The sequence below is a fragment of the Pseudomonas sp. genome (assembly GCF_030150285.1).
GTDB lineage: Bacteria > Pseudomonadota > Gammaproteobacteria > Pseudomonadales > Pseudomonadaceae > Aquipseudomonas.
This window is the reverse complement of record NZ_JASLGE010000054.1, coordinates 24,525-46,820: the sequence shown is the minus strand read 5'-3', so window position 1 is coordinate 46,820 and position 22,296 is coordinate 24,525. Positions and strand designations below refer to the sequence as shown.

The 22,296-nt window shown below is 57.1% G+C and carries 22 protein-coding genes and 1 tRNA gene; 15 read left to right on the top strand and 8 right to left on the bottom strand.

The genetic code is table 11. From position 1 onward, the window contains the following. The first annotated feature begins 88 nt into the window (after positions 1-88). The 10 genes from Q1W15_RS12325 (at position 89) to Q1W15_RS12280 (ending at position 10,676) form a co-directional block, all read left to right on the top strand. The gene (locus tag Q1W15_RS12325) at positions 89-2,170 is read left to right on the top strand and encodes a phage tail tape measure protein (protein WP_300728597.1); all 2,082 of its coding nucleotides are present in this window, start codon (positions 89-91) and stop codon (positions 2,168-2,170) included. Then, positions 2,167-3,504, top strand: a complete 1,338-nt coding sequence (locus Q1W15_RS12320; RefSeq protein WP_300728594.1) for a DNA circularization protein — start codon at positions 2,167-2,169, stop codon at positions 3,502-3,504. Before Q1W15_RS12325 ends, Q1W15_RS12320 begins: the two co-directional genes overlap by 4 nt. After that, complete coding sequence (locus Q1W15_RS12315; RefSeq protein ID WP_300728592.1) at positions 3,494-4,609, top strand: phage baseplate assembly protein; 1,116 nt, start codon at positions 3,494-3,496, stop codon at positions 4,607-4,609. The genes Q1W15_RS12320 and Q1W15_RS12315 overlap by 11 nt, the downstream gene beginning before the upstream one ends. Then, positions 4,606-5,166, top strand: a complete 561-nt coding sequence (locus Q1W15_RS12310) for a phage baseplate assembly protein (protein WP_300728589.1) — start codon at positions 4,606-4,608, stop codon at positions 5,164-5,166. Before Q1W15_RS12315 ends, Q1W15_RS12310 begins: the two co-directional genes overlap by 4 nt. Before the next feature lie 135 nt (positions 5,167-5,301). Then, the gene (locus Q1W15_RS12305) at positions 5,302-5,580 is read left to right on the top strand and encodes a phage GP46 family protein (RefSeq protein WP_367280636.1); all 279 of its coding nucleotides are present in this window, start codon (positions 5,302-5,304) and stop codon (positions 5,578-5,580) included. Next, positions 5,580-6,647 (top strand): baseplate J/gp47 family protein, encoded by a 1,068-nt coding sequence (locus Q1W15_RS12300; protein ID WP_300728575.1) that lies wholly within the window; start codon positions 5,580-5,582, stop codon positions 6,645-6,647. Before Q1W15_RS12305 ends, Q1W15_RS12300 begins: the two co-directional genes overlap by 1 nt. Continuing rightward, complete coding sequence (locus Q1W15_RS12295; protein WP_300728572.1) at positions 6,644-7,252, top strand: putative phage tail protein; 609 nt, start codon at positions 6,644-6,646, stop codon at positions 7,250-7,252. Before Q1W15_RS12300 ends, Q1W15_RS12295 begins: the two co-directional genes overlap by 4 nt. Before the next feature lies 1 nt (position 7,253). Next, positions 7,254-7,982 carry a phage tail protein gene (locus tag Q1W15_RS12290; protein WP_300728569.1) on the top strand — a complete coding sequence of 243 codons (729 nt, stop codon included), beginning with the start codon at positions 7,254-7,256 and terminating at the stop codon, positions 7,980-7,982. Positions 7,983-8,044: 62 nt separating this feature from the next. Next, a complete protein-coding gene (locus Q1W15_RS12285; RefSeq protein ID WP_300728566.1) occupies positions 8,045-10,315 on the top strand; it encodes a right-handed parallel beta-helix repeat-containing protein in 2,271 nt (756 codons plus the stop codon). 10 nt (positions 10,316-10,325) lie between these two features. Continuing rightward, positions 10,326-10,676: a hypothetical protein gene (locus tag Q1W15_RS12280; protein WP_300728563.1), complete on the top strand. Its 351-nt coding sequence runs from the start codon at positions 10,326-10,328 to the stop codon at positions 10,674-10,676. 400 nt (positions 10,677-11,076) lie between these two features. Here Q1W15_RS12280 and Q1W15_RS12275 read toward each other — a convergent pair. Beyond that, positions 11,077-11,153 (bottom strand) — tRNA-Val (locus tag Q1W15_RS12275). Between the two features lie 184 nt (positions 11,154-11,337). Between Q1W15_RS12275 and Q1W15_RS12270 the strand changes: the two genes are divergently transcribed. After that, complete coding sequence (locus tag Q1W15_RS12270; protein WP_300728560.1) at positions 11,338-12,621, top strand: FAD-binding oxidoreductase; 1,284 nt, start codon at positions 11,338-11,340, stop codon at positions 12,619-12,621. A gap of 25 nt (positions 12,622-12,646) precedes the next feature. Here the strand turns inward: Q1W15_RS12270 and Q1W15_RS12265 are convergent, their stop codons facing one another. Then, positions 12,647-13,318 carry a peptidase C39 family protein gene (locus Q1W15_RS12265; protein ID WP_300728557.1) on the bottom strand — a complete coding sequence of 224 codons (672 nt, stop codon included), beginning with the start codon at positions 13,316-13,318 and terminating at the stop codon, positions 12,647-12,649. A gap of 223 nt (positions 13,319-13,541) precedes the next feature. On the opposite strand from Q1W15_RS12265, the gene Q1W15_RS12260 reads away from it, so the two are divergent. Then, positions 13,542-13,721, top strand: coding sequence for a hypothetical protein (locus Q1W15_RS12260; protein ID WP_300728554.1), 180 nt, complete (start codon positions 13,542-13,544; stop codon positions 13,719-13,721). A 60-nt stretch (positions 13,722-13,781) separates the two neighbouring features. On the opposite strand, the gene Q1W15_RS12255 is transcribed toward Q1W15_RS12260, so the two are convergent. Next, positions 13,782-14,537: a TerC family protein gene (locus Q1W15_RS12255; RefSeq protein ID WP_300728551.1), complete on the bottom strand. Its 756-nt coding sequence runs from the start codon at positions 14,535-14,537 to the stop codon at positions 13,782-13,784. Between the two features lie 30 nt (positions 14,538-14,567). Beyond that, complete coding sequence (locus Q1W15_RS12250; protein WP_300728548.1) at positions 14,568-14,813, bottom strand: hypothetical protein; 246 nt, start codon at positions 14,811-14,813, stop codon at positions 14,568-14,570. Positions 14,814-14,944: 131 nt separating this feature from the next. On the opposite strand from Q1W15_RS12250, the gene nhaR reads away from it, so the two are divergent. Beyond that, a complete protein-coding gene (gene nhaR / locus Q1W15_RS12245; protein WP_300728545.1) occupies positions 14,945-15,850 on the top strand; it encodes a transcriptional activator NhaR in 906 nt (301 codons plus the stop codon). On the opposite strand, the gene Q1W15_RS12240 is transcribed toward nhaR, so the two are convergent. Then, the gene (locus Q1W15_RS12240) at positions 15,847-16,998 is read right to left on the bottom strand and encodes an MFS transporter (protein ID WP_300728542.1); all 1,152 of its coding nucleotides are present in this window, start codon (positions 16,996-16,998) and stop codon (positions 15,847-15,849) included. The genes nhaR and Q1W15_RS12240 overlap by 4 nt on opposite strands. 347 nt (positions 16,999-17,345) lie before the next feature. Between Q1W15_RS12240 and sstT the strand changes: the two genes are divergently transcribed. Continuing rightward, positions 17,346-18,566 carry a serine/threonine transporter SstT gene (gene sstT, locus Q1W15_RS12235; protein WP_300728539.1) on the top strand — a complete coding sequence of 407 codons (1,221 nt, stop codon included), beginning with the start codon at positions 17,346-17,348 and terminating at the stop codon, positions 18,564-18,566. Positions 18,567-18,898: 332 nt separating this feature from the next. Then, entirely contained in the window at positions 18,899-19,603 is a 705-nt protein-coding gene (locus Q1W15_RS12230) for a LuxR family transcriptional regulator (protein WP_300728537.1), read from the top strand. A 309-nt stretch (positions 19,604-19,912) separates the two neighbouring features. Here Q1W15_RS12230 and Q1W15_RS12225 read toward each other — a convergent pair whose 3' ends face one another. The 3 genes from Q1W15_RS12225 to Q1W15_RS12215 are packed head-to-tail and all read right to left on the bottom strand — an operon-like array spanning position 19,913 to position 22,264. Next, positions 19,913-20,422, bottom strand: a complete 510-nt coding sequence (locus Q1W15_RS12225) for a DUF1993 family protein (protein WP_300728534.1) — start codon at positions 20,420-20,422, stop codon at positions 19,913-19,915. After that, the gene (locus tag Q1W15_RS12220; protein WP_300728531.1) at positions 20,419-21,075 is read right to left on the bottom strand and encodes a nucleotidyltransferase family protein; all 657 of its coding nucleotides are present in this window, start codon (positions 21,073-21,075) and stop codon (positions 20,419-20,421) included. The genes Q1W15_RS12225 and Q1W15_RS12220 overlap by 4 nt, the downstream gene beginning before the upstream one ends. Beyond that, positions 21,065-22,264, bottom strand: coding sequence for an XdhC family protein (locus Q1W15_RS12215; RefSeq protein WP_300728529.1), 1,200 nt, complete (start codon positions 22,262-22,264; stop codon positions 21,065-21,067). The genes Q1W15_RS12220 and Q1W15_RS12215 overlap by 11 nt, the downstream gene beginning before the upstream one ends. Positions 22,265-22,296: the final 32 nt, after the last annotated feature.

The window sequence follows — 22,296 nt, the reverse complement described above, 5'->3', positions numbered from 1 at the left end:
TGAAATTGAATGTCGGGTGAACCTGATCGCAGGGAAACCCAAGGGCACACAGCGTTACATCAGTCAGCGACGCAAGAAGGGGTAACTTATGGCATCTGACTTGCGCGTTGCGCTTAGGATCTCGGCTGACGCAGGCAATAGTCGGCGCGAGATCAACCAGGTCAATCAGGATCTGAGACGCGCAGGCAAGGATGGTGCGCGGTCACTGGCCAATGAAACACAACGCGCAACTGGTGCCACCAATGCCTTGGCTCGCCAGGGAGCGGCCAGCTACAAAGTGATCCGTGATGGGATGCGTCAGGCTGCTACCCAGGGGAGCGTCCCTCTTCGACTGGAGGTAACCAAGACGGCGGCTGAGCTTAAGGAAATGGGCGAAACCGCCCGGCGTGCTGCCCGCGCTGCCCGTACCGAAATGCGAGGCGCCGAGACCGATGGCGTTCGTGTACTTCGCGAAGGTACCGACAAGGCTGGGCGCTCCATGCTCAACCTGAAAAACTTGGCCGGTCGAGCTCGTGCCGAACTCGGTCGAATCAAGGGTGCCGTTGGGTCAGGCATAGGCAGTATGTTCAAAGGCATCCCTGGCAAATTAGCAGGCCTCGGCATGGGCTATATGGCCTATCGGCAGTTGGTGAGCAGCGCCCAGCTTGATCGCCAGTTGGTGCGTACTCAGCAGACGGCGGGCATGTCCAAAGAAGAGATTGGTGAGTGGCGTAATACGTCGTTCAAACTGGGGGAGAAATACGGTGTAGAACGCCCTCAAGTTCAGGCTGGATTTGACACTCTAATTGCCAGTGGTTTGTCATACGACCAGGCAAAAGAAACCATTGATGCCATTGCCCAGGCCGTCGCCGTTACTGGAGCCGAAGCGAACATTCTGGCTAAGGCGCTAATCACGGCATCCGCCGCCTTCAAAATTGATCTGGGCAATCCGGGAGCAGCATTGGATCTGCTGCAAAAGATGACGGTCGCGGGTCGCCTGGGGAATGCGGAGCTGGAAAATTTGAGCTCCATATTTCCCGTCATTGGGAAAGAAGCCGTTGAGGCTGGCATGTCCATTGAGGAAGCGCTGTCGTTTGTCGAAGTACTTTCTACATCAGAGATGGAGCCTTCAAAGTTGGCTACGCTGGCCAAATCATCTTTGAGACTGTTCACCGTCAAAGCTTATTCCGACCAAGTAACAAAGGAAACCAAGATTCCTTTTTTTGATAAAAAAGGGAAGCGTAGAAATCCGGCTGATGTGTATTCGGATATCGGAACCCAGATCTCTAGGCTTTCTACTGACAAAGAAAGATCTATATACCTGGGCAAAGTTCTGAAAAGCATGGACCAAGAGACCGTAACAGGTACAAGTTCTTGGCTATCAAGCGGAGTTATTCAGCTATTCAGAAAAAACACCGGCAAGGTTGAGGGCGCTGGACCTCTTTTCAACAGCAACCTAAAGGACAACGTTGAGTCCGCCACCGGCACAGCAGGCCGCATGCGGGCCACGCTGCTGCACCTCACTGACCGGGCTTCACAACCGATCAATGCCACGTTCGCCAGGGTGGGTACCGCGATGTTGGATGCTATTCAAGCGTCCGGTGATAGCGCCTTCAACCCCGATTACGTCAATACGATTACTGGCATTTTCACCGGCGCCGGTATTCCAGGTGCAGCGACTCTCGCTGAGAGCCTATTGGGTGGTGGTGTTGAGGGGTTGTTCGGTGGTGCCAACACCATGCGCCAGGTCATCACAGGGCAAGTTCTTCAGGATGCTACAGGGGTAACTCCAGTTTATGTCGTGAACTTCCCAAGTGACGCTAAGCTGCCAGAGGTTAATGCCGAGGCAATGAAGGGTGGGAAAGGTAAAGCTCTACTAATAGGCGCTGGCGTTGTGGCTGCTGGTGCGGCTATTGGTGCCGGAGCTTACTATGTTAAGAACAAATACTTTTCGGAAGATAACTCCGACAGCGAAGTCGGTAACTATGGTGCTTGGTCCAACGAGCTGAATGAACGCTTGATGTACAACGCTTTCAATACACCTGGTCAGAATGATGCAGCTTCCGGGGTTATAGCTCGACATGAGCAGGTATTTGGTCAGCCCTTTGTTATTAAGATCGAAGCCGATGCAGAGTGGCTACATGTTGACGGCGTACGCCGTGACGGTATTGAAGTGAGCCGTGGGAAATGAGCTGGTCAGATAACCTGTTGGACTGCAGCTATCGCGGCCAGCCTATTTTGGTAATGAGTGAAAGCACTGGAGCAGAGTACTCCTTAGTACCGCACGGTGTGCCTTATCAGAATGGGGAAAGTGTAGAGCCACTTGGCCGCAATGCCCGGCGGTTCTCCATCAAAGCCGTCAACTGGGGGAGCAATTACGAAGTCGCTCTTCAGGCACTTCTGGCTATATTCGAACAGCAATCCGGCGAGTTGGTGCATCCGATTTACGGCAGCGTCAATGTCGTTATCGCGAGCTGGAGCGTGGGGCACGTTGCTGAGCGACCGGACTATGCGGCACTTGACCTGGTCTTTGTTGAAAACACACCTGGCGCACCTTTTTTTGAGCGTGCGCTTTTCGAGAACTTCACCGACCTAGGCCTTGCAAGCGACCTCGATCTCGATAGCAGTACGACGTGGCAAAGCGCCTTGCTCGACACACTGGCTCGCGTTGACAGCCTTGTTTCCGAAGTACAGCAATGGATCGGTGGTGGATGGACGGGGCTCATGGAGAAGGCGCTCGGCCTGCCTGGCATCACGCTTCGCCTCCAGCAGCTGCGCTCCCAAACCCTTGGTGTTATTAGCGGCGTTGCAGGTATGGCCGGGAGTACTTCGACTGCCTTCGACCCTCTGATCGATCTTGTCCGAACCCCAACAGAGATTCGTGCGGCAATTGACACTAGCACCCCGTCAAATGCATCCGAGTTACTGGCTGGTCGAGGAGTGCCATCGGCTATGCCAGGCGACACTACGTTGGACGCCAACGCTTTGCGCACCGCCAATGCATTACTGGCAAGTGCGTTTGCGGGAACTGAGCCTGACGCTGGAAGCCTGCCTGAGGCTATGCCCGCTGACCCAGTGGCAGCGTCGGCATATGGGCTTGTGATTATCTTCATTACTGAGCTGGCCCTGGCGCACGCAGAGGCAGTCACGGTGATCTTGGAAGATGAGTCAGTGACTCAAACGCTTAGCCCTGAAGACTTGTCCAGGCTGGTCGCGCTCGTACGGTCATTGATCCAGTCGGCCATTTTATTGCACCGTAATCTGTATGGCATTGAGCAGGCCTTGGCCGTGATCGAGCCGTTGCGGATGCTGGCAGGACTGATCCAGGCACGTGCTCGACAAGTGATTCTGCAGCGCCCTCCCATGATCAACAGAGCGGTTGAGTCTGCCACCAGCCTCAGACTGTTGGCCTTTCGTTGGTACGGAGACCATGCAAGAGCGACTGAGCTATTACGGCTCAATCCTCGCCTGCGATCCCCTTTTATGATTTCGAGCGGCGAGGTACTTAGAGCTTATGCAAGCTGAATCAATAACGCTCGCGATTGGTGGTGTGGTCAACAACAAGTGGGACGGTTGGTCCGTGGACAGTGACATGTTGACTCCGGCCGATGGTTTTCAACTGGAGTTATTCACGCAAAGCCTTGAGCAATTCCCGGAGGTATTAAAAGAAGGCTCACCCTGTACGTTGATGCTGGGCAGTGACCGAGTGCTGAGCGGAAGTATCGACGAGATAGAGCACGACATATCCCGTCGTGGCCACAGCATCCGTATCGTTGGTCGTGACCGTGCAGGCTTACTGGTTGACTGCTCAGCGCCGTTTGTTTCATTGCGTGAGGCGTCACTCAGCCAGATCATTGAACAGATCGTTAAGCCATTAGGTATCACTCAATACGAGATCCGTGCTGCAGCAGCCAAGACGCGCCGCCTGGTACAAATCGAACCAGGGCAATCCGCTTGGGAAGCATTACTAGAAGTCGCGACAGCAAACGGTTTGTGGCCATGGTTCGAGCCAGATGGGACGCTGATCGTCGGAGGCCCAGACTATGACGCTGCACCTGTTGGCACACTGGTTTTGCGTCGTGATGGCATTGGAAACAACGTCACTCGCCTGTCGATTCGACGGTCTATTGCCAATCGGTACAGCCAGGTAACAGTGCTTGGCCAACATGGACAATACGCCGATGACGGTTTGGATACGGGCCGCTCTCACCTTTCCGGCGCAGTACAGGACGATGCATTAGCCCGGCGGGGGATCTTTCGCCCGTTAGTTGTGATTGACTCTGCTGCCCAAGATACGAACATGGCGACCACCCGTGCGCGTAAAGTTCTTGCCGACTCCCGGTTAGACGGGTTTGAGGCCAGGGCCATTGTTCAAGGATACCGTGCAGCCAACGGTAAGCCCTGGACACCAGGCCAGCGCGTTCAGATCCGTAGCGAGCCACATGGCATCGACGGTGTTTACTTTTTGATGGCCCGTACCTTACGACTCACCAGAGCAGGCGGGGCTTTTACTGAACTGCGTCTGAGAGAGGATAAGGCATGGGTGCTTGATGCCAATCCAGGTAAAAAGCGAAAAGGTGATAGCGACGAAGAGCTGCGCGTTATGCGTAAAGCCAGGGGTGAGACATGAGTCGTGCGCAACTGATGAGACAGCAGGCCCAGCGTGTCGCGTCCGGCATTCGCCAGGCCTTCCGTGCCGTGCTGTCACGTAACAACCACAAAAGTGCTCTGGTGGGGATGGACGTGGAAGGCCTGGCAGGTGAGCGAGTGGTCGCTGAGTTGATCCAGCACTATGGTTTTGCATCAGCCCCACTTCCAGGCTGCGAGTTGGTGGTGGTGCCGATCGGAGGCAAATCCGGGCATTCGATTGTAGTGGCCAGTGATGACGTGCGTTATCGGATCAAGCTGGTGGATGGCGAGATGGCCATCTACACGGATGAAGGCGACTATGTACATCTGAAGCGTGGCCGAGTAATCGAGCTCGTGACCGAAACGCTCCTGGTCAAAGCGAGTAAAAAGGTTCGCTTCGAGACGCCACTGATCGAGGCCAGTGGCGAAGTTAAGGCTGTGGGGAACATCAAGTCTGACGCCGAGGTGATCGACAGGGTCCGCAGCATGCAGGCTGACCGTGAGATCTACAACGTCCACCAACACGGCAACAGCCCCGTTCCAACCCAGCAGCAATAGCCCCATGTAAGTCTTACACCCTGCTGAAACTCAGCCTCGCCCACGTGCGAGGCATTCTGCTTCCCCATGGACGCAGGCATAAACCCAACTACAGGCGATTTAACAGGTCAGCGGATTTCAACGCTGGCAAACGCCGTGTACCTGCGCCTCATGACTCCACTCGGTAGCTACTGGGCCGATCCCTTGCTGGGATCGAGACTCCATGAACTACGCCGGGAGAAAGACAAAGCTCGGGTCAGCACTCTGGCCCTGCAGTACGCCCAGCAGGCGCTGAAGGGCCTTATTGATGACGGTCGAGCAACTTCTATTGATGTGTCTGCAGAGCAGAAGCACGACGGCTGGTTACGGTTGCTGATCGAAGTCGAAGCACCTTCCGGTCGTCAGACCTTTGAACATTCAGTGAGCGTGATCTGATGCCCTACATCGCTCCCCCCTTCGAAACCATTCGGACTCGCGCACTGCGCGAAATACGTTCGTTGGTTCCCGACGCAGACATCACCAGTGATAGCGACAACTTCGTGCGCGCCAGTTCGGTTTCGGCCGTCGCGGAAGGCATTCACCAGCAAAGTGCTTGGACTGCCAGGCAGATCTTCCCCGATAGCGCGGACTTCGACGAACTCAAGAAGCACGCAGCTACCCGTAATGTGTACCCGAAATCGGCCACTGTAGCTGGTAGCACTCTCGCCCTCACTGGCACTGTGGGAGTGACGCTTCCCGTCGCATCACAAGCCCGCCATACCGCCAGTGGCATAGTGCTTACGACAACCGCTGCAGCCACCTTTGATGCCAGCGGGACTGCAGTCGCTCCAGTGACGACCAGTGAGACTGGGGCTGCGCTCAACGGTCTGGAGGGTGCCGCGACACTTAGCAGCCCGCCTCTGGGCGTGGACACTGCCTGCACCTTGGCAGCGCTCAAAGGCGCTACAGACGATGAGAAGCAAGAGAGCCTTTTAGCCCGTTACTTGGACGTACTGCGCAACCCGCCGAGCGGTGGAAACCTGCACGATTATCGTCGCTGGGCGTTATCCGTTGATGGTGTATCAACTGTCCTGGTCATTCCCAAGCGTCGTGGTGGAAACGCCATTGACGTGGTGATCACCTCCGCTGGTGGGCCGTCGTCGGCGGATATCATCGCTGCGTGCCAGGCCTATATAGACAGCGTAGCGCCGGCTGGAGCCGATGTATGGGTGTTCACGCCCGCCGTGCTTAGCGTCGATTTGGCGCTACGTTTGGCACTGTCCACTGGATACACGCTGGATGACCTGCAGGAGCCTGTCGAATCTGCGGGTGCTGGTGTCATCGATCCGCTGGTACCACTGGAAACTCTTTATCGCATTCGTCTGACTGCTGCGATTAGCAGCCTGGCCGGGGTCGTGGACTTCGATCTGGTCACGCCTGCGACCAATGTGTCTGCGTCCGCTGATCCTGCAGTGGTCAACTGGATTCGTCTCGGCACTGTCACCCTGGAGCCCATGGTATGAGCGAGGTATTGATTGAGCAGCTCCAGGCTTTACTCCCCCCAGTCTCATATGACCCCGAGGGTAAAGCCCTACTGGCCCAGCTCACTGCCGAAGGCACCACTTTAGGTGATGCTCTGAAAGGCCTTGAGGCCGCAGAGAACGCAATCTTTCCCAAATCAGCAGGTGACTACATCGCTGACTGGGAGCAGACCTACAACCTGACTCCGGCTGCCGGAGCGTCTCAGGAAGAGCGTGTTCAAGCCGTTGAAGCGGCCATGGCTGATCTGGGCGGCCAGTCCATTCCGTACTTCACTCGCCTGGCGTCCTTGTTTGGCGTTCCTGCCACGGTAGAAAACTTCAGAGTCCCCGTGGTCGGGCTGTTGAACACGGGAGATCCCATCTATTCCGGCGACTGGCCCTTCACTTGGCGCATGAACGCGCCGCTTTCGGCATTCACAGCCGTGGCAATGGAGTCACGGGTTACCGACCGCCGACCAGGCAACACAGACGTGGTGTTTGGATACGGCAAGGAAGTTATCGAAGGCATCGTCGACAAAGTGGACCAACTGTTCAACGCCATCCATTACGTGGCACCGACCGCTGTGAACGGCCCCGAGGATATTTAGTATGCAGAGAATTTCCAGTTGGACCGATCTGGTCGCGCCATTGGGACTGTTTAGATACGGCACCGCTGCTGGAGGGATCGCCCCCACACCACTCAAGGCTGAATGGCTGAACATGATTCAAGAAGAGTTGGCCAACTTCATCCTGGCTTACTTGCCTGAACTGGATAAGACCGATAACACGCAGTTGCTCAAGGCGATACAGGCCTTTGGCAACCGTTACCCGTTGAAGGCAAGCACCTTGGCCGGGTACGGCATCCTTGATGCTTACACGAAGCCTGAGACGGACTGGCTTCTATCCAAAAAGGCTAACAACGCCATTACGTTGGCCGGGTATGGCATCAACGACGCCTACACCATTCAGACCATTGACCTGCTGATGGCCGCCAAACAGGCCGCTATCGACAATCTGACGACAACCAAACAGACCAAACCCATCACGTTGATGGACGCCACGGGTTGGCGTCTGGATCCAGACAGCGGCTTTCTGGAGCAATGGGGCAGTGGTGTTTGCCCGCCGGACCGCACGACTGCGCCTATCGACTTCCCCCGGCCTTTTGCCGAGGTTTACAACTGCTTTGGTAACAAGGTGACGCCCAACAGCGTGGACGATGACGCCAACGCTGCAGGTGCCCGCGCTTTCAGCAACACGCAATACCAGCTATTCAATGACACCCACAGTTTTGCTGCCACGATCCACTGGCGTGCGATAGGCAAAGCCCCTGATTTCTAAAGTGCCCACACGCACGATTTGCACAACCCGCTTAGGCGGTTTTTTCGCCTGGAGATAAGCAAATGACGGATATTTCAGCGTTGGAGGCCTACGCCGGCCTGCTGTCTGAGGCCTCCGCGATGGCCAACGCATCGTCTGAAAAACAGTATCAGTTTGTGCATGGTGATGATGAAACCGACGTGCTCACCGAGGCGGGGTGGGTGCCATCGCTGGCCAAACAAGCGCGCCAGGCCATGGAGACTGTGTTGCTGCGCGGCACAGTAACCGTGGCAAGCGTGGTTGAGCTGGTGTCTGCCCCGCGTCGGTCAGAAGTGACTGTGATTCTGAGTTGCTATCATCCGGGAATAAACAATGGCGGTGGCGGCCGGCTGTATTACGACCCGGTCATGCCACGCTCGGCCCACAACGGCGGGACGATCTTCAGTCCGACCGTACCGTGGAACGGCACCAAAGCCACCTTGGCTAACTATTTGCTCGGGATCGGCGAAGCCAACCCGGGCGCGTTGGGCTGCTTCGTGCGTCAGGTCGCGGACTACTACACCATTCCGATGTTCGGGGCGGTGGCCGATTGGGACGCGGTGAGCAAGACTGGCTTTGATAACCGGCCGTCCATCGAAGCCGCAGTCAAAAGTGTCTATAAGACGGTGATCCCGAAAGGGCGTTACGGCGTCGGCTTGGCCGGTTCTGTTCTCCTACAGGGCTATTTCGGCAAGCGCATCGAGGGCGCCGGGTCACTGCACAAAATGGGCAGCAAGGGCATTTTTTCGCTGACCTCCTGCATCGACGTGAAGTTCGGCACCATCGAAATGGACGGGCAGATTGTGCGCGATGAGGCCGAAAACGGCAGCATCCTCACGGGCACTCGGCTGTCGGCCAATTACGCCTTTGCTATCTCCTTTAAAGATTGTCATGACTGCGATGTGATTGGCACGACGGTCTATGACTTCGCCTGGGATGGCATCGTGGCTCAAGGCACGGTCGCGGTGGGCGGGCTGACCGCCGTGCAGTCGACGAACATTAACCTCAACAAGAACACCTTGAGTTCGATTCGTGGCTCGCAGTTGTGGATTAAGGCCGTCAAGGGCGGTGAGATCATGAACAACCGCCAGTTCAACCCGGAAACCTTCTGGCAGAAGGGCAACGCGGTGTTCGTGGTGGAGTGGTGCGAAGACATTGAGGTGGCGTCCAACCGTCAGTTTTACATCGGCGATAACGGTGTCGGTGTGGGTGAGATGGTCAACCGGATTGCACCGGCCCGGAACAAGAACATTCAGGTTCACCACAACCTGATCAACATGACGCGGTATCACGCGATTCTGTTCGCGCCGGCCGAGGACTCGGTGGCGCACCACAACACGATCCACCGTGCCGGTGCCAAGTCCTTAATGGTCGGTTCTTCCGGTGTCGTGACTTGCGGTGCCATTACCGTTCTCGGCGGCGGCAATGCACCGTCCAACCTGCGGGTCAAAGTGCATGACAACACCATTCATGACGCCTATGAGCATGGAATCTACGCACTGGACCGCACCGCCACCGCGCTGGCCGATGCATCGGTCGGTATTGAACTGGACTCCAACACTATTTACCGATCCGGGAAACTGGAGACCACGACGCGCCTGGCAAGCAGCGGCATCACCACCCAGCTGCAAAAATCGGTATCCCTGTGGGGCAACAATATTGACGACATCGTCGGCGACGGCATTCGGGTTTTTGGTGATGCGAATGTGGCTGAAAACACCATATCCAGGGCCTCGGGCGTCGGCCTTCATATCCCCAGCGACACGATTTGGGGTAACACCCGACTTAGCTCGCCGATCAGCGGGAACACTTTTATCGACATGCCTGGTGCCGGCATGATCGTCGCCAACAAAGCCTCGGTCGTGCTCACGGGTAACACAGCTCTGCGTTGTGGGCGAACCGGCTCCGCGCCGGCTAGCGAAACCACAGCCACTGCGCTGAACCGCAGCGGGATTTCCCTGCGCAGCATCAAGCGCGTGCAGATGACAAACAACGAAATGCGCGATTGCGGTTCCTGCGGCCTGATCACGCAGTTTTGCGATTCCGTGAAAGACACCGGCTCGGTGTTCTCGGGCAACGGCCAAGAGTTCGTGACGCCCGACTTCAAGGCCGGTGCGTACCTTGAGGGGAACTCTCTCGGTTCGCCGTCGGTCGTCGCGACGTTTATGTCTCCGGTGGGGGATGGCGGGGCCACGCAGTACTACCCGATCCGGATCATCTTCGGCCTGCCAGGCAGCGTGTCGCTGGACAGTGCTTTCGTAAACCACTCCAGCGCGTCGCTCGGGATTACCGAGAAGTCGCTCATCAACATCTAAGGCGGAAATCATGCAGCCAGTACATATCTACGAATTCAGCCGAGACCAGGACGTCCCTAGCTGGCTCTACACGATCAGCGCCCCGACTGCGCCTGAGGGGTTCCGTTGCATCTTCGGGACGTCGGGCGGGGTGGCTGTTATGGCGTCGGGAGAGGTCGTTGTCTGGCCGAACGTCGAGCGGCTGGAGGAGGAATACATTTTTACCTTTACGGTCGGATTTTCCGGGAGCGCTTCGGCCAAGCACCTCGCCGGGAATCATCTTCTCAAGGTGATTCCGAACTACGAAATGGTGGTCGAGCTTTTGGGCGGGGCTGCCGAAGCCCCACGCGAGGTGTTACCGGCGACGGACCCAAGAAGCTAAAAACCAAGCCCCTCAGTTGAGGTTTTTTTGTCTGGAGAAAAGTCATGACTGCAACAGAGAAAGACCGCGACATCCTCGCCCGCACCTTGCGGGGTGAGGCCAGCGACGAAAGTGGTACGCCGTGCTTGTCCTGGGGTTGTTGGTCAGCACGTTGCTAACCTTGCTGGTATCGGCATCCTTCTGGCCACTGCGTGGCTTGGCACTGTTCCTCCACTCGCTGCTGTAAGCACCGACGACCTGCTTTGTGGTGCCAAATGTAGAGCTAAAAAAACAGATGCCTACCGGGCGCACCGGTGCCAAAGTCTGCGTCAACCAATGCCAAATCTGGCGCGCGCTTACACAAAAAAGGGCTCACCTTTCGGTGAGCCCTTTTGGACCGCCCAGCAGAGCGGATTTTGTTTGGTAGGCGCGATTGGACTCGAACCAACGACCCCCACCATGTCAAGGTGGTGCTCTAACCAACTGAGCTACGTGCCTGCTGTGGGGTCGCATTCTATAGATTTGCGGAGGGGTGTCAACACCTTTTTTGCAGCTAAGCCTATGAATAGTCGAATTATTTATTTGAGCCGTAAAAATACCCGGCGGCGGGTGGTTGGCGAGGGGATTTCAACTCAGGTAGCATCAACTTCACTCGTAAAAAATATAAAACAGAGGCTGCAGAATGTCGAACACGTCCTATCCCCAGTCTTACTATGCAGCTTCGGCTAACCCGGCCCCGAATCGCCCCGCCCTGCAGGATGACGTGGAAACCGACGTCTGCGTAATTGGTGCAGGCTATACCGGGTTATCCAGCGCACTGTTTTTGCTGGAACACGGTTTCAAGGTCACCGTACTCGAAGCCGCTAAAGTGGGCTTTGGCGCTTCCGGGCGTAATGGCGGTCAGATCGTGAACAGCTATAGCCGCGATATCGATGTGATCGAACGCACAGTGGGTGCCAGGCAGGCACAGCTTCTGGGCGAAATGGCATTTGAGGGCGGGCGGATTATCCGCGAGCGAGTCGCCAAGTATCAGATCCAGTGCGACTTGAAAGACGGCGGCGTATTTGCCGCCATCACTGGCAAACAGATGGGTCACCTGGAATCCCAGAAAAAACTCTGGGAACGGTTCGGCAACACCCAACTGGAGCTACTGGACCAGCACCGTATCCGCGAAGTCGTTGCCTGCGACCTGTATCAAGGCGGGTTACTGGACATGAGCGGCGGCCATATTCACCCGCTTAACCTGGCGCTGGGGGAAGCAGCGGCCGTTGAATCCTTGGGCGGCACCATCCATGAACACTCCCCGGCAGTCCGCATCGAACGCGGTGCCAGCCCTGTGGTGCATACCCCACAGGGCAAAGTCAGGGCCAAGTTCATCATCGTGGCGGGCAATGCGTACCTCGGTAATCTGGTGCCGGAGCTGGCCTCCAAATCAATGCCCTGTGGCACTCAGGTCATCACCACCGAACCCTTGGGCGAGGCGCTGGCCCAATCCCTGCTGCCCCAGGATTATTGCGTCGAAGACTGCAACTACCTCCTCGACTACTATCGCCTGTCAGGCGACAAGCGCCTCATTTTTGGAGGTGGTGTCGTGTATGGCGCACGGGACCCGGCCAATATCGAGGCGATCATCCGGCCGAAAATGCTCAAAGCCTTTCCGCAGCTTAAGGATGTGAAAATTGATTACGCCTGGACGGGCAACTTTCTGCTGACATTGTCTCGCCTGCCTCAGGTCGGGCGTATCGGTGACAACCTCTATTATTCGCAAGGCTGCAGCGGCCACGGCGTGACCTACACCCACCTGGCCGGCAAGGTACTGGCCGAGGCCCTGCGCGGCCAGGCTGAACGCTTCGATGCATTTGCCGACTTACCGCACTATCCATTCCCCGGCGGCCAGTTACTGCGTACACCACTGACAGCGCTGGGTGCCTGGTACTACAGCCTGCGCGACAAGTTCGGTTTCTAAGCCCACCCCACCAGGTCGGCAGCAGTTAGTGGTTCAAGGCCTGAATAGCCCTGTTGCCAGCCTGCTCCTGACCTGCACGGGACAAGTCGTTGGCCGCTTTCAACCAGCGCGCCTTGTCGACATTGGCTGGCAGTTGCTCTGGCGACACAATCAGCACCGCCCAACTGCCGGCTTTCTTCCAGTCAGACTCGAATGTGTCAAAGTCCATGACACGTCGCCGCTCCATGCCGGCACGCAACAAAACGGTGTGCTTGGCACGGTCATAGCCCACCAGCATGGCGTAACGCGGTTCGGACCAGACCCTGCCGTCACTGAAACGCAGCATCACCGGGTAACCTGCTGCCACCTGGGTCAGCAGCGCCGACAACGTGGGGTTCAACGGGTACACCACCAACCCGTACTCCATCGCCAGTTGCACCATGCTGTTTTGCAAGTCGGCTTCGGCACCAGGCAACCTCAGGGGTTTGACCAGCAAGCCTGGCGTCATTCTGATTCGTTGCTCTCCCAGCATACTGGCCAACACATGCGGGCCGCTTTGATGGGCCTGGCCACGAAAAAACGGCACGCCATTGAGTTCAACCCGTTCTGGCAACTGGCGGATACCCGGCGGTTCGACAGTGGCGCATCCCGCTATTGCCACGCACAGAAACGCTGCCAACCACCGCCATGGTGCACTCAGCCCAATCACTCCCCGCATACGCCCTCACTCTGAATACGTGTCGGGCCTTGAGGCCCTGTATGGGTGTGGATCATAGGATGCCAACCCGACGAGGTATAGCCTTAAGCCGCAGTGCAAGCGCCCGGATAGAACAAATGAGTTGGCCCCGCACGACTTTTGGTCAATAGACGGCAATACAGCACAGGCTAGACTGTTCACTGCTTAGTACGTGTTTATGCCCTGAAGGGCACAGGAGGCACTGATGAGCCCATCATTGACTATCTTCATGCTGATCACTGGCTGGTTGAGTGTCGCTGCCGCCATGTTGTGGGGCCTGATGCGCATCAGCCGTCATCACGCACCACCAGCACAAGCCAAATCCGAACCTGCCCCTGTAGCGGCACCTGAGAAACCGGCGACACACACGGCCAACGCCCATTAAAAAAGCCGCCCCTCCTTCTAATGGAGTGGGCGGCTTTTGGATGCCAACAATCGCGCGTTATTACGCCTTGCGTGCACTCTGACGTTTTTCTCGCACCCGTCGTGCCAGAATGTTCAGGGTTTCGACAGTGGCAGAGAACGCCATTGCCGCGTACACATAGCCCTTCGGTACGTGTGCACCAAAACCTTCTGCAATCAGCGTCATGCCGATCATGATCAGGAATGCCAGAGCCAGCATCACCACGGTCGGGTTTTCATTGATGAAGTTGGCGAGCGGCTCCGAAGCCAGCAACATCACCAGAACCGCCACCACCACCGCAATGACCATGATCGGCAAATGCTCAGTCATGCCCACCGCAGTGATGATGCTGTCGATGGAAAACACCAGGTCCAGCATTAGGATTTGACCGATTGCCGCAGCGAAACCCAGCGTCACTTTGGACGAAACACTGTCAGGCTTGGTTTGCGTTTCAGGGATCATGCTGTGGTGAATTTCGGTGGTGGCCTTCCACACAAGGAACAGGCCACCCGCGATCAGAATCATGTCCTTCCAGGAGAATGCCTGCCCCAACACCTCGAACACCGGTGCCGTCAGTTGCACGATGTATGCCACGGTACTGAGCAAACCCAAACGCAAAATCAGCGCCATACTGATGCCGATACGGCGAGCTTTGGTGCGGTATTGCTCGGGCAACTTGTTGGTCAAAATCGAAATAAAGATCAGGTTATCGATGCCCAGCACGATTTCCATCACAATCAACGTTGCCAGTGCGATCCAGGCTGCGGGGCTGGCAGCCAGTTGTAAAAGATAGTCCATCAATGTGTTCTGACTCCGCGGTAAAACCCGTTAAATAGCGTGCGATGACGCTTTAGGCGCGTCATCAGGTTGTGGTTCTTTCTCAAGCACGATCAGCCCGCCAGTGGCGTCGCTGAGGGCCTGCGAGGCGGCTTGATGGGTGTCATCAATGGCCTGCCTGGCGGCTTCGGCGGTTTTGTTCAAGGCTTGCTGCGCAGCTTTTTCGGCCTGGTCACAACCGCCCAGCAACAGCACCGAAACAATCAGCAGCACCCCACCTGTTTTCTTACTCATCATCACTTTCCTCTTTAAACCAGCAGCCATCAACACGGCCGGCGAATAGCGCGGCAGTCTAGAGCGACAAACACTTCAGGAAAATTCGTTTTTTTAAGCGCTATACTTCGATTTTTACGAAGTGTTCAACGCCGATGCTGAATTACCGCCAACTACATTACTTTTGGGTCGTGGCCAAGACTGGCAGCATTGTGCGCGCTTGCGAGCAGTTGAACCTGACCCCGCAGACCATCAGCGGCCAAATCAGTCTGCTGGAAGAGACCTACGGCCTGCCGCTGTTTCGCCGGGTCGGCCGACAACTGGAACTGACAGAGACCGGGCGACAGGTATTACCCTATGCCGAGCACATTTTCCAGACCGGTAATGAGCTGGAAAGCCTGCTGCGCATGGCACCCGAAGAACAGCAGATTCTGTTCAGGGTCGGCGTCGCCGACGTTGTACCCAAATCCATTGTCTACCGACTGATTGCGCCAACCATGGAACTGGGTGAAGGCATTCGCATCACCTGCCGTGAAGACAAGCTTGATCGGCTACTGGCTGACCTGGCGATCCAGCGCCTTGATCTGGTGATATCCGACAGCCCGATGCCTTCTCATCTGGATATCAAGGGGTTGAGCCAGAAACTCGGTGAGTGCGGCATCAGCTTTTTTGCCACACCGGCATTGGCCAGCCGCTATAGCGAAAGCTTCCCGCACTGCCTGCAAGGCGCACCGCTACTGATTCCAGGCCCCGAAACCGTTATACGCAGCCGCTTGCTTCGCTGGCTGGCCGAACAGAATATTCAGCCGCGTATCGTGGGCGAGTTTGATGACAGCGCCTTGATGCAGGCGTTTGGCCAGTCCGGAATCGGCGTGTTTATCGCCCCCAGCGTGATCGCCCAGGAAGTCATGCGCCAATTCGACGTGAAACTCATTGGCCAAACGGACGCGGTGACCGAATCGTTTTACGCCATTACAGTTGAACGCAAAGTTCGACACCCCGGCATCGTCGCGATTACCGAAGGTGCCCGGCTTCAACTGTTTACCGAGGTCGGTCATTAAATGCAGGGCACGCGGGGTCTGGCGGTCATCAGCCACCACGCGAGTACAATCGAGATCAGAATAAAGGCTGCGGCCGCGAACCCAAGGCTGCCCAGGCCGTAGTTATCAATGACACGCCCACCGACCATCGCTCCCAGACCAATCCCCAGGTTGCCACCGGCAATATTCAGCGAAGCCGCGAAGGCCGGTGCATGAGGTGCGGCTTTCATCAAGCGCACATGGCTGACCAAAAACAGCGCCGACTGGGTTACCCCCCAAACACCCAGCGCGGCCGCCAGGGCCAGGATGGAATGGATGCTCGGCACCAACGCCACCATCGCACCGACCATCAAGGCGCAAAACACAATCGATGCGATGAGTGGGTGATGGTCCACCATGCGCCCGCCCAGGGCGTTGCCAATCAGACCCACGGCCCCAAACCCCATCAAGCACCAGCCCACCACAGTGCCGTCAAAGCCCGCCAAGCTCTGCAGAATGTCAGCCAGGTAGGTATAAGCGGTAAACATGCCACTGAACACCAGCACCGACAGCAGAATATGACCGATCATCAGCGGGCTGCGCAGCATGCCAAACTGGGAGCGCAGCGAAACGCCCTCCTTCGCGGCCGTTACCGGTAAAAAGCACCACAGCAATAACGCTTTGGCGAGCGCCACCACCGCCAGAATCGCAAATGCACTGCGCCATCCCCACGCATCCGAAATCAGCGTGCCTACCGGTATACCAAACACCGTCGCACACACAATCCCGAAGCCGATCTTGGCAATCGCTCGCCCTGCGTATTGCGGCCCGACGATATCCACCGCCGTTTCGCTGGCCAACGCCCAAAACACCGGCAGCCCCAAAGCCGGCAGCAAGCGGGCAAAGGCCATGACCCAGATATTCGGTGCCAGCGCCGCGACCGCATTGGCAAACGCGAACATCAACAAAATGGCAATAAACAGGGGCTTGCGTTTAAAACGCGCGAAGTAAGCCGTCAAATACGGCCCCAACGCAGCCACGGTGAAGGCGAACAGCGTCACCAGCAGCCCTGCCTGGGACACGCTGACCTCCAAGTCCCTGGCGATGGACGGCAACAGCCCGACGATAATGAACTCCGTCGTCAGCACGGTAAAACCGGCCGCGGACAGCAGCAGGATGGGCAACAACATGAATAACTCCAGAAACAGCGATGCCAGCGACAGCCAAATGGCTCACTGACGTAAATAAAGAGGGGGAAGCGCGATGGTAACAGAATGATTCAGGGGCAAGTGGGCGTGAACACTAGAAGCCCCCATTGCAAGTGCAGCAGATTGCTGTTCACCAAGGAATTATCCTACATCCAATATGATAAAATCTGATTTTCAGCGCGACATTAATCATATCAATGTGCGCCGTACTCGCGCCTGCTTCATAGCCGCCTGCTGACCGCCCGAACAGCTCGGGTGCCCTTACCTATTTGTTGCCGTTCGCTGCACGTACTTCGAATGCGACACCTACAACAATTAGAGACGCCTTTATGACTGATGCTTCCTCTTCTTTTCTACAGCGGCTAAAACAGACCAGCCTGGTGACTCAGATTGTCATCGGGCTGGTTGCCGGTATTTTACTGGCCTGGCTAGCGCCCGCAGCGGCATTATCGGTAACGTTTATCGGCAAGGTGTTCGTCAGTGCCCTGAAGGCCGTGGCACCGATTCTGGTCTTTGTGCTGGTGATGGCTTCGATCGCCAACCACAAGCGAGGCCAGGAAACCCATATCCGTCCGATTCTGGTGCTTTATCTGATCGGAACATTTGCCGCCGCCGTAGTCGCGGTTGTGGCCAGTATGCTGTTTCCTTCCCACCTGGTGCTGGCCACTGAGAACATCACGGTGGCCGCACCCGGCGGTATCAGTGATGTGATGCAGAGCCTACTGCTGAACGTGGTCGACAACCCGATCAGCGCGCTGGCCAACGCCAACTTTATCGGCATTCTGGCCTGGGCTATCGGGCTGGGTATTGCCATCCGCCACGCCAGTGAAACCACGCGCACCGTGATCAGCGACCTGTCCGACGGTGTCACCGTGATCGTGCGCGTGGTGATTCGCTTTGCGCCATTGGGCATTTTCGGTCTCGTGGCCTCAACCCTCGCCACCTCGGGTTTTCACGCATTGCTGGGCTACCTGCACCTGTTGGTGGTGCTGATTGGGTGCATGTTGTTCGTGGCCTTGGTCGTCAACCCGCTGATCGTATTCTGGACACTGCGTCGCAACCCCTACCCTCTGGTGTTTCTGTGCCTGCGCGAAAGCGGCATTACCGCATTTTTCACCCGCAGTTCGGCGGCCAACATCCCCGTAAACATGGCATTGAGCGAACGTTTGGGGCTACATAAAGACACCTACTCGGTGTCCATCCCGCTGGGGGCCACCATCAATATGGCGGGTGCCGCCATCACCATTACAGTGTTGACCCTGGCCGCTGTGCACACCTTAGGGATCGTCGTCGACTTGCCCACTGCCGTCTTGCTCAGTGTGGTGGCCGCGGTGTGCGCATGCGGCGCATCGGGTGTTGCCGGCGGCTCACTATTGCTGATTCCGCTGGCGTGTAGCCTGTTCGGCATTCCGAGCGAGATTGCAATGCAAGTGGTCGCCGTAGGCTTCATCATCGGCATCCTGCAGGATTCGGCCGAAACAGCGCTCAACTCGTCCACCGACGTGCTGTTTACAGCTGCCGCTTGCCTGTCCAAGGAAGATAAGGCCTGACCCCCCTTTGAGCGCGCAAGGCATGTGCTTATGCCTTGCGCCGACTTGACCTGGCCCAGTAAAACCTCAATCGTCATCACACGCAGCAGCGATGGCCAACAGCGCCCAGCCTAAACAGCCTGGCAGGTTCTTCTTGCTCAAGCCTAACTTATTCAATGCCGCCGTATAAAACCTTAAACTTTAAGCACACCTTCAAGTTGGCTGTCAGCATTCTGCGCAGCACAGGCATGACAACAGTGCATTAATCACTGTTAATCCGTAGGAAACTTCCATATCATCAAACTTATTATCAAGGAGCACCGTCACGTCTGATTGGCGATGGAGTTTTATCGATGGGACACTTGACCCGCTATTCAAGCCACTTGAATATTTCAGAAAAAAATATAATCGAATTATATGACTATGCGCAGAAGTCGATCCGCGCGTTAGGTTTCGATTATTTTATCTTCCGCATGATCCCCTCCCCGCTGTTAAACAGAAACCACGGCACCGTGCTCACCAATATTGCGCCGCACATCATGCAACCCTATGAAACACCCAGCCAGATCTGGGACAGCCCGATAATTCGCCATTGCCTCGCCAGTGTGCTGCCGCTGACATGGAGTGTCGAAGCCTGCCCCAAACTCAAGGTACTGGTGACGGGCCCCCCGGGCAACCACGGGTGGTCTCAGGCGCTGCACGACCATACGGGCGTGATTAGCCTGATCACGGTGCTCAGAACACACCAGCCGTTTACGGAGCAGGACCTCATTGACAACGGCGGCCAGGTCATGTGGTTGTGCTCCCGACTTCATGCCTGTTTTATGGACAAATGCCTGCCCACCTCAACGTTCAAGAATCCGGCCCCCAGCCCTACGGCAAGAGAAATCGAAGTACTGCAATGGCATGGCCTGGGTAAAACGGCATCCGAGATTGCAGAAATTCTTAGCTTGTCATCGCGTACGGTAAACTTCCATTTAAGCAGTATTTATAGAAAACTGGGCGCTTCCAACAATAAACAAGCCCTTGTGATAGCAGCCAAACTGGGACTTATCTGACACCTGTTTAAATACCACCCCTTCAAATACATCACTTACCGGGCAACAGGCTCGCCGGTCAAACTCGATTGAATCAGTTGATACGCACACAATATCGATTTTTTATCGAGTTATCGTCAAGCGCTCTAAATATCTACACTAAGTGTATACATTAAACGCGACATTCCGTTAAAGCGAAAACAGGCCAGGACGTGCAGGCAAGCATTCCGGGCCCGAGTTCAATGCAACCCCACCTCAGTACGGATACATTTCGTACAGAACATAAGGTAACGCCTTACAGGCGTCACCCATGAGGGCACTCAGCCTCGATCAGAACGCGCCCATGTAATCGCGCTTGCCTATTTCAACGCCATTGTGGCGCAGGATCGCGTAAGCCGTGGTCACGTGAAAGAAGAACTGCGGCAAGCCGTAGGTCAGCAGGTAAGCCTGGCCAGTGAAGCGTTTTTCTTTAGGCGTGCCCTGGCGAGTGATGATTTCGATGCCCTCTTTGCCATCGATTTGATCGGCCTTGAGGCTGTCCAGGAACGCCAGCACTTTGCTGATCAATGCCTGCAACTCAGCAAAAGTGGCTTCGCCGTCTTCGTACTTCGGCAATTCAACTTCAGCCAGACGGCCCGACACGCCCTTGGCGAAATCCACCGCGATTTGCACCTGACGCACCAACGGGAACATGTCCGGTGCCAGGCGCGCTTGCAAAAATACGCTCGGGTCGATGTTTTTAGCAGTGGCGTGCGCTTCAGCCTTGGTCAGAACGCCACTCAGGGCGTTGAGCATTTGCTTGAATACGGGAACGGAAGCGGCGTACAGAGAGATAGTCATAAAGGTCTCGACAGTTCTGTGGGCGGGAAGAATGAGCGGCGATTATAGACATGCCAATAGTCCTGCGGCGTATCAACATCCACGGTTACCTCTTTGCACCCCACCTCGACGGGCAGGATGCGCGCCGGATAACGGCGTAAAAGCGGCCGCCCCCCTTGATCACCACTCAAGACTTGCAACGCTGCGACGCTACCGGGCGACCACAACACCGGGTTGCCGCGCCGGCTGTCGACGCTGGCCTGAAACCCCATAAACCCCGGGTTGGCACGGTAGGCACGGATCAAGTGGTCAACCACGGCAGCGTCGAGACCCGGCATGTCCGCCAGGCAAAACACCACGGCTTCACCGGGGTCGACGGCCAGTGCCCCCGCACGTACCGATGCGCCCAGGCCTTCAGAAAATGCCGGGTTAACCACATAGGTGACCGGCAGATCGAGCAGCGCCTGACGCACGCGCCCAGCCTCATGCCCCAGCACCACGACCACGACCACGCGCTGACAAGTCGATTGCAGCGCCATCAACACCGCGTGGCGCACCATAGGCTGGCCCGCCACCGGCAACAGCAACTTGTTGGCGGCCCCCATGCGCCGGCTTAACCCACCCGCCAGCACCACCGCAACCACCGGCCGCGTTACCATCGGCTCAGTGCCCATGTGCGCCCCGCACCTGCGCCTCAGGCTCCAGCCGCGCCGTGCGGTGGGCAGGCAAGGGCTCATGAATCGTCGAGGTGCGGTGCTTCAACATGCCGCCGTTGCGCTGGTTCAGGCTGGCGGCGATTTCACTGACGATGGCCAGCGCCACGCTTTGTGGCGTATCGCCGCCCAGGTCCAGGCCCACCGGATAGTGCAGTTCAGGCCGTTGCCCGGCCACAGGTGCGGCACTGCCCAGTTCCTGCAGCAAGCGCTCGGTGCGCTCCCGGGGGCCCAGTTGCCCGATATACGCAGGGGCACAGGCCAACACGCTGGCCAGCCAATGCCGGTCCTGACGATAACTGTGGGTCATGATCACCACCGCCGCGCCGTCCACCAGCGCCGCGTCGTCAAAGGGCCGAGTGATGGGCACCGTGCGTACGCGGTCGGCCAGGGGGAAGCGCTCGGGCCGGGCAAAATGCGCACGCCCGTCGACCACGTCTACATGCCAGTTCAACGCCTTGGCGAATTGCACCAGCGGCTGCGCATCGTGCCCGCCACCAAAAATCACCAGCCGCCGCTGCGGGGCGATGTACTCCAGAAACACTTCCACGGCATGGAGCCCATCGCCATAGGTCATGCGCGAGGATTTTTTGCCCGCCAACGTCACCTGTAAGTCAGCCTCGACACGCTGCTGCAAGGTGTCACAGCGAAACCCGCGGCCCGCGGCCGACACCGCGCCAACACCCATGCGCGTGCCGAGCCGTTCGCCCGAGTGACCGCCCGCCGCCAGCACGGTCGCCAGCGCGGCGGGCTGACCGGTGGCACGCACCTCACGCAACAGGTCCTGCAACACCGAAGGCTGACCCGCCGGGTGGCGCTCAAGCAGCACATGCACCGTGCCATTACAGCCCAGACCAAAGGTCAGCGCGGCCCCCTCTTCATCATCGTCGTCTTCATGGGCGGCGGTGCTGTAGCGGCGGATCACAGCCGTTTGCGATTCAGTCAGCCACCAGGCTTTTTTCACCAGTTCCTGCTCCAGGCAGCCACCACTGACCGTGCCCACCGCACGCCCTTCGCGTGGTATCAGCATGCGCGCGCCTGGGCGCCGATAGGCCGAGCCTTCAACCTTGACCACCGTTGCCAACACCACGTCCACCGCAGCCCGATCGGCCCGCTCCAGTGCTTCGAGTATCCCTTGCACGTCAGACATCACCACCCCCACCCTTGTGCGTTAATTGCCGT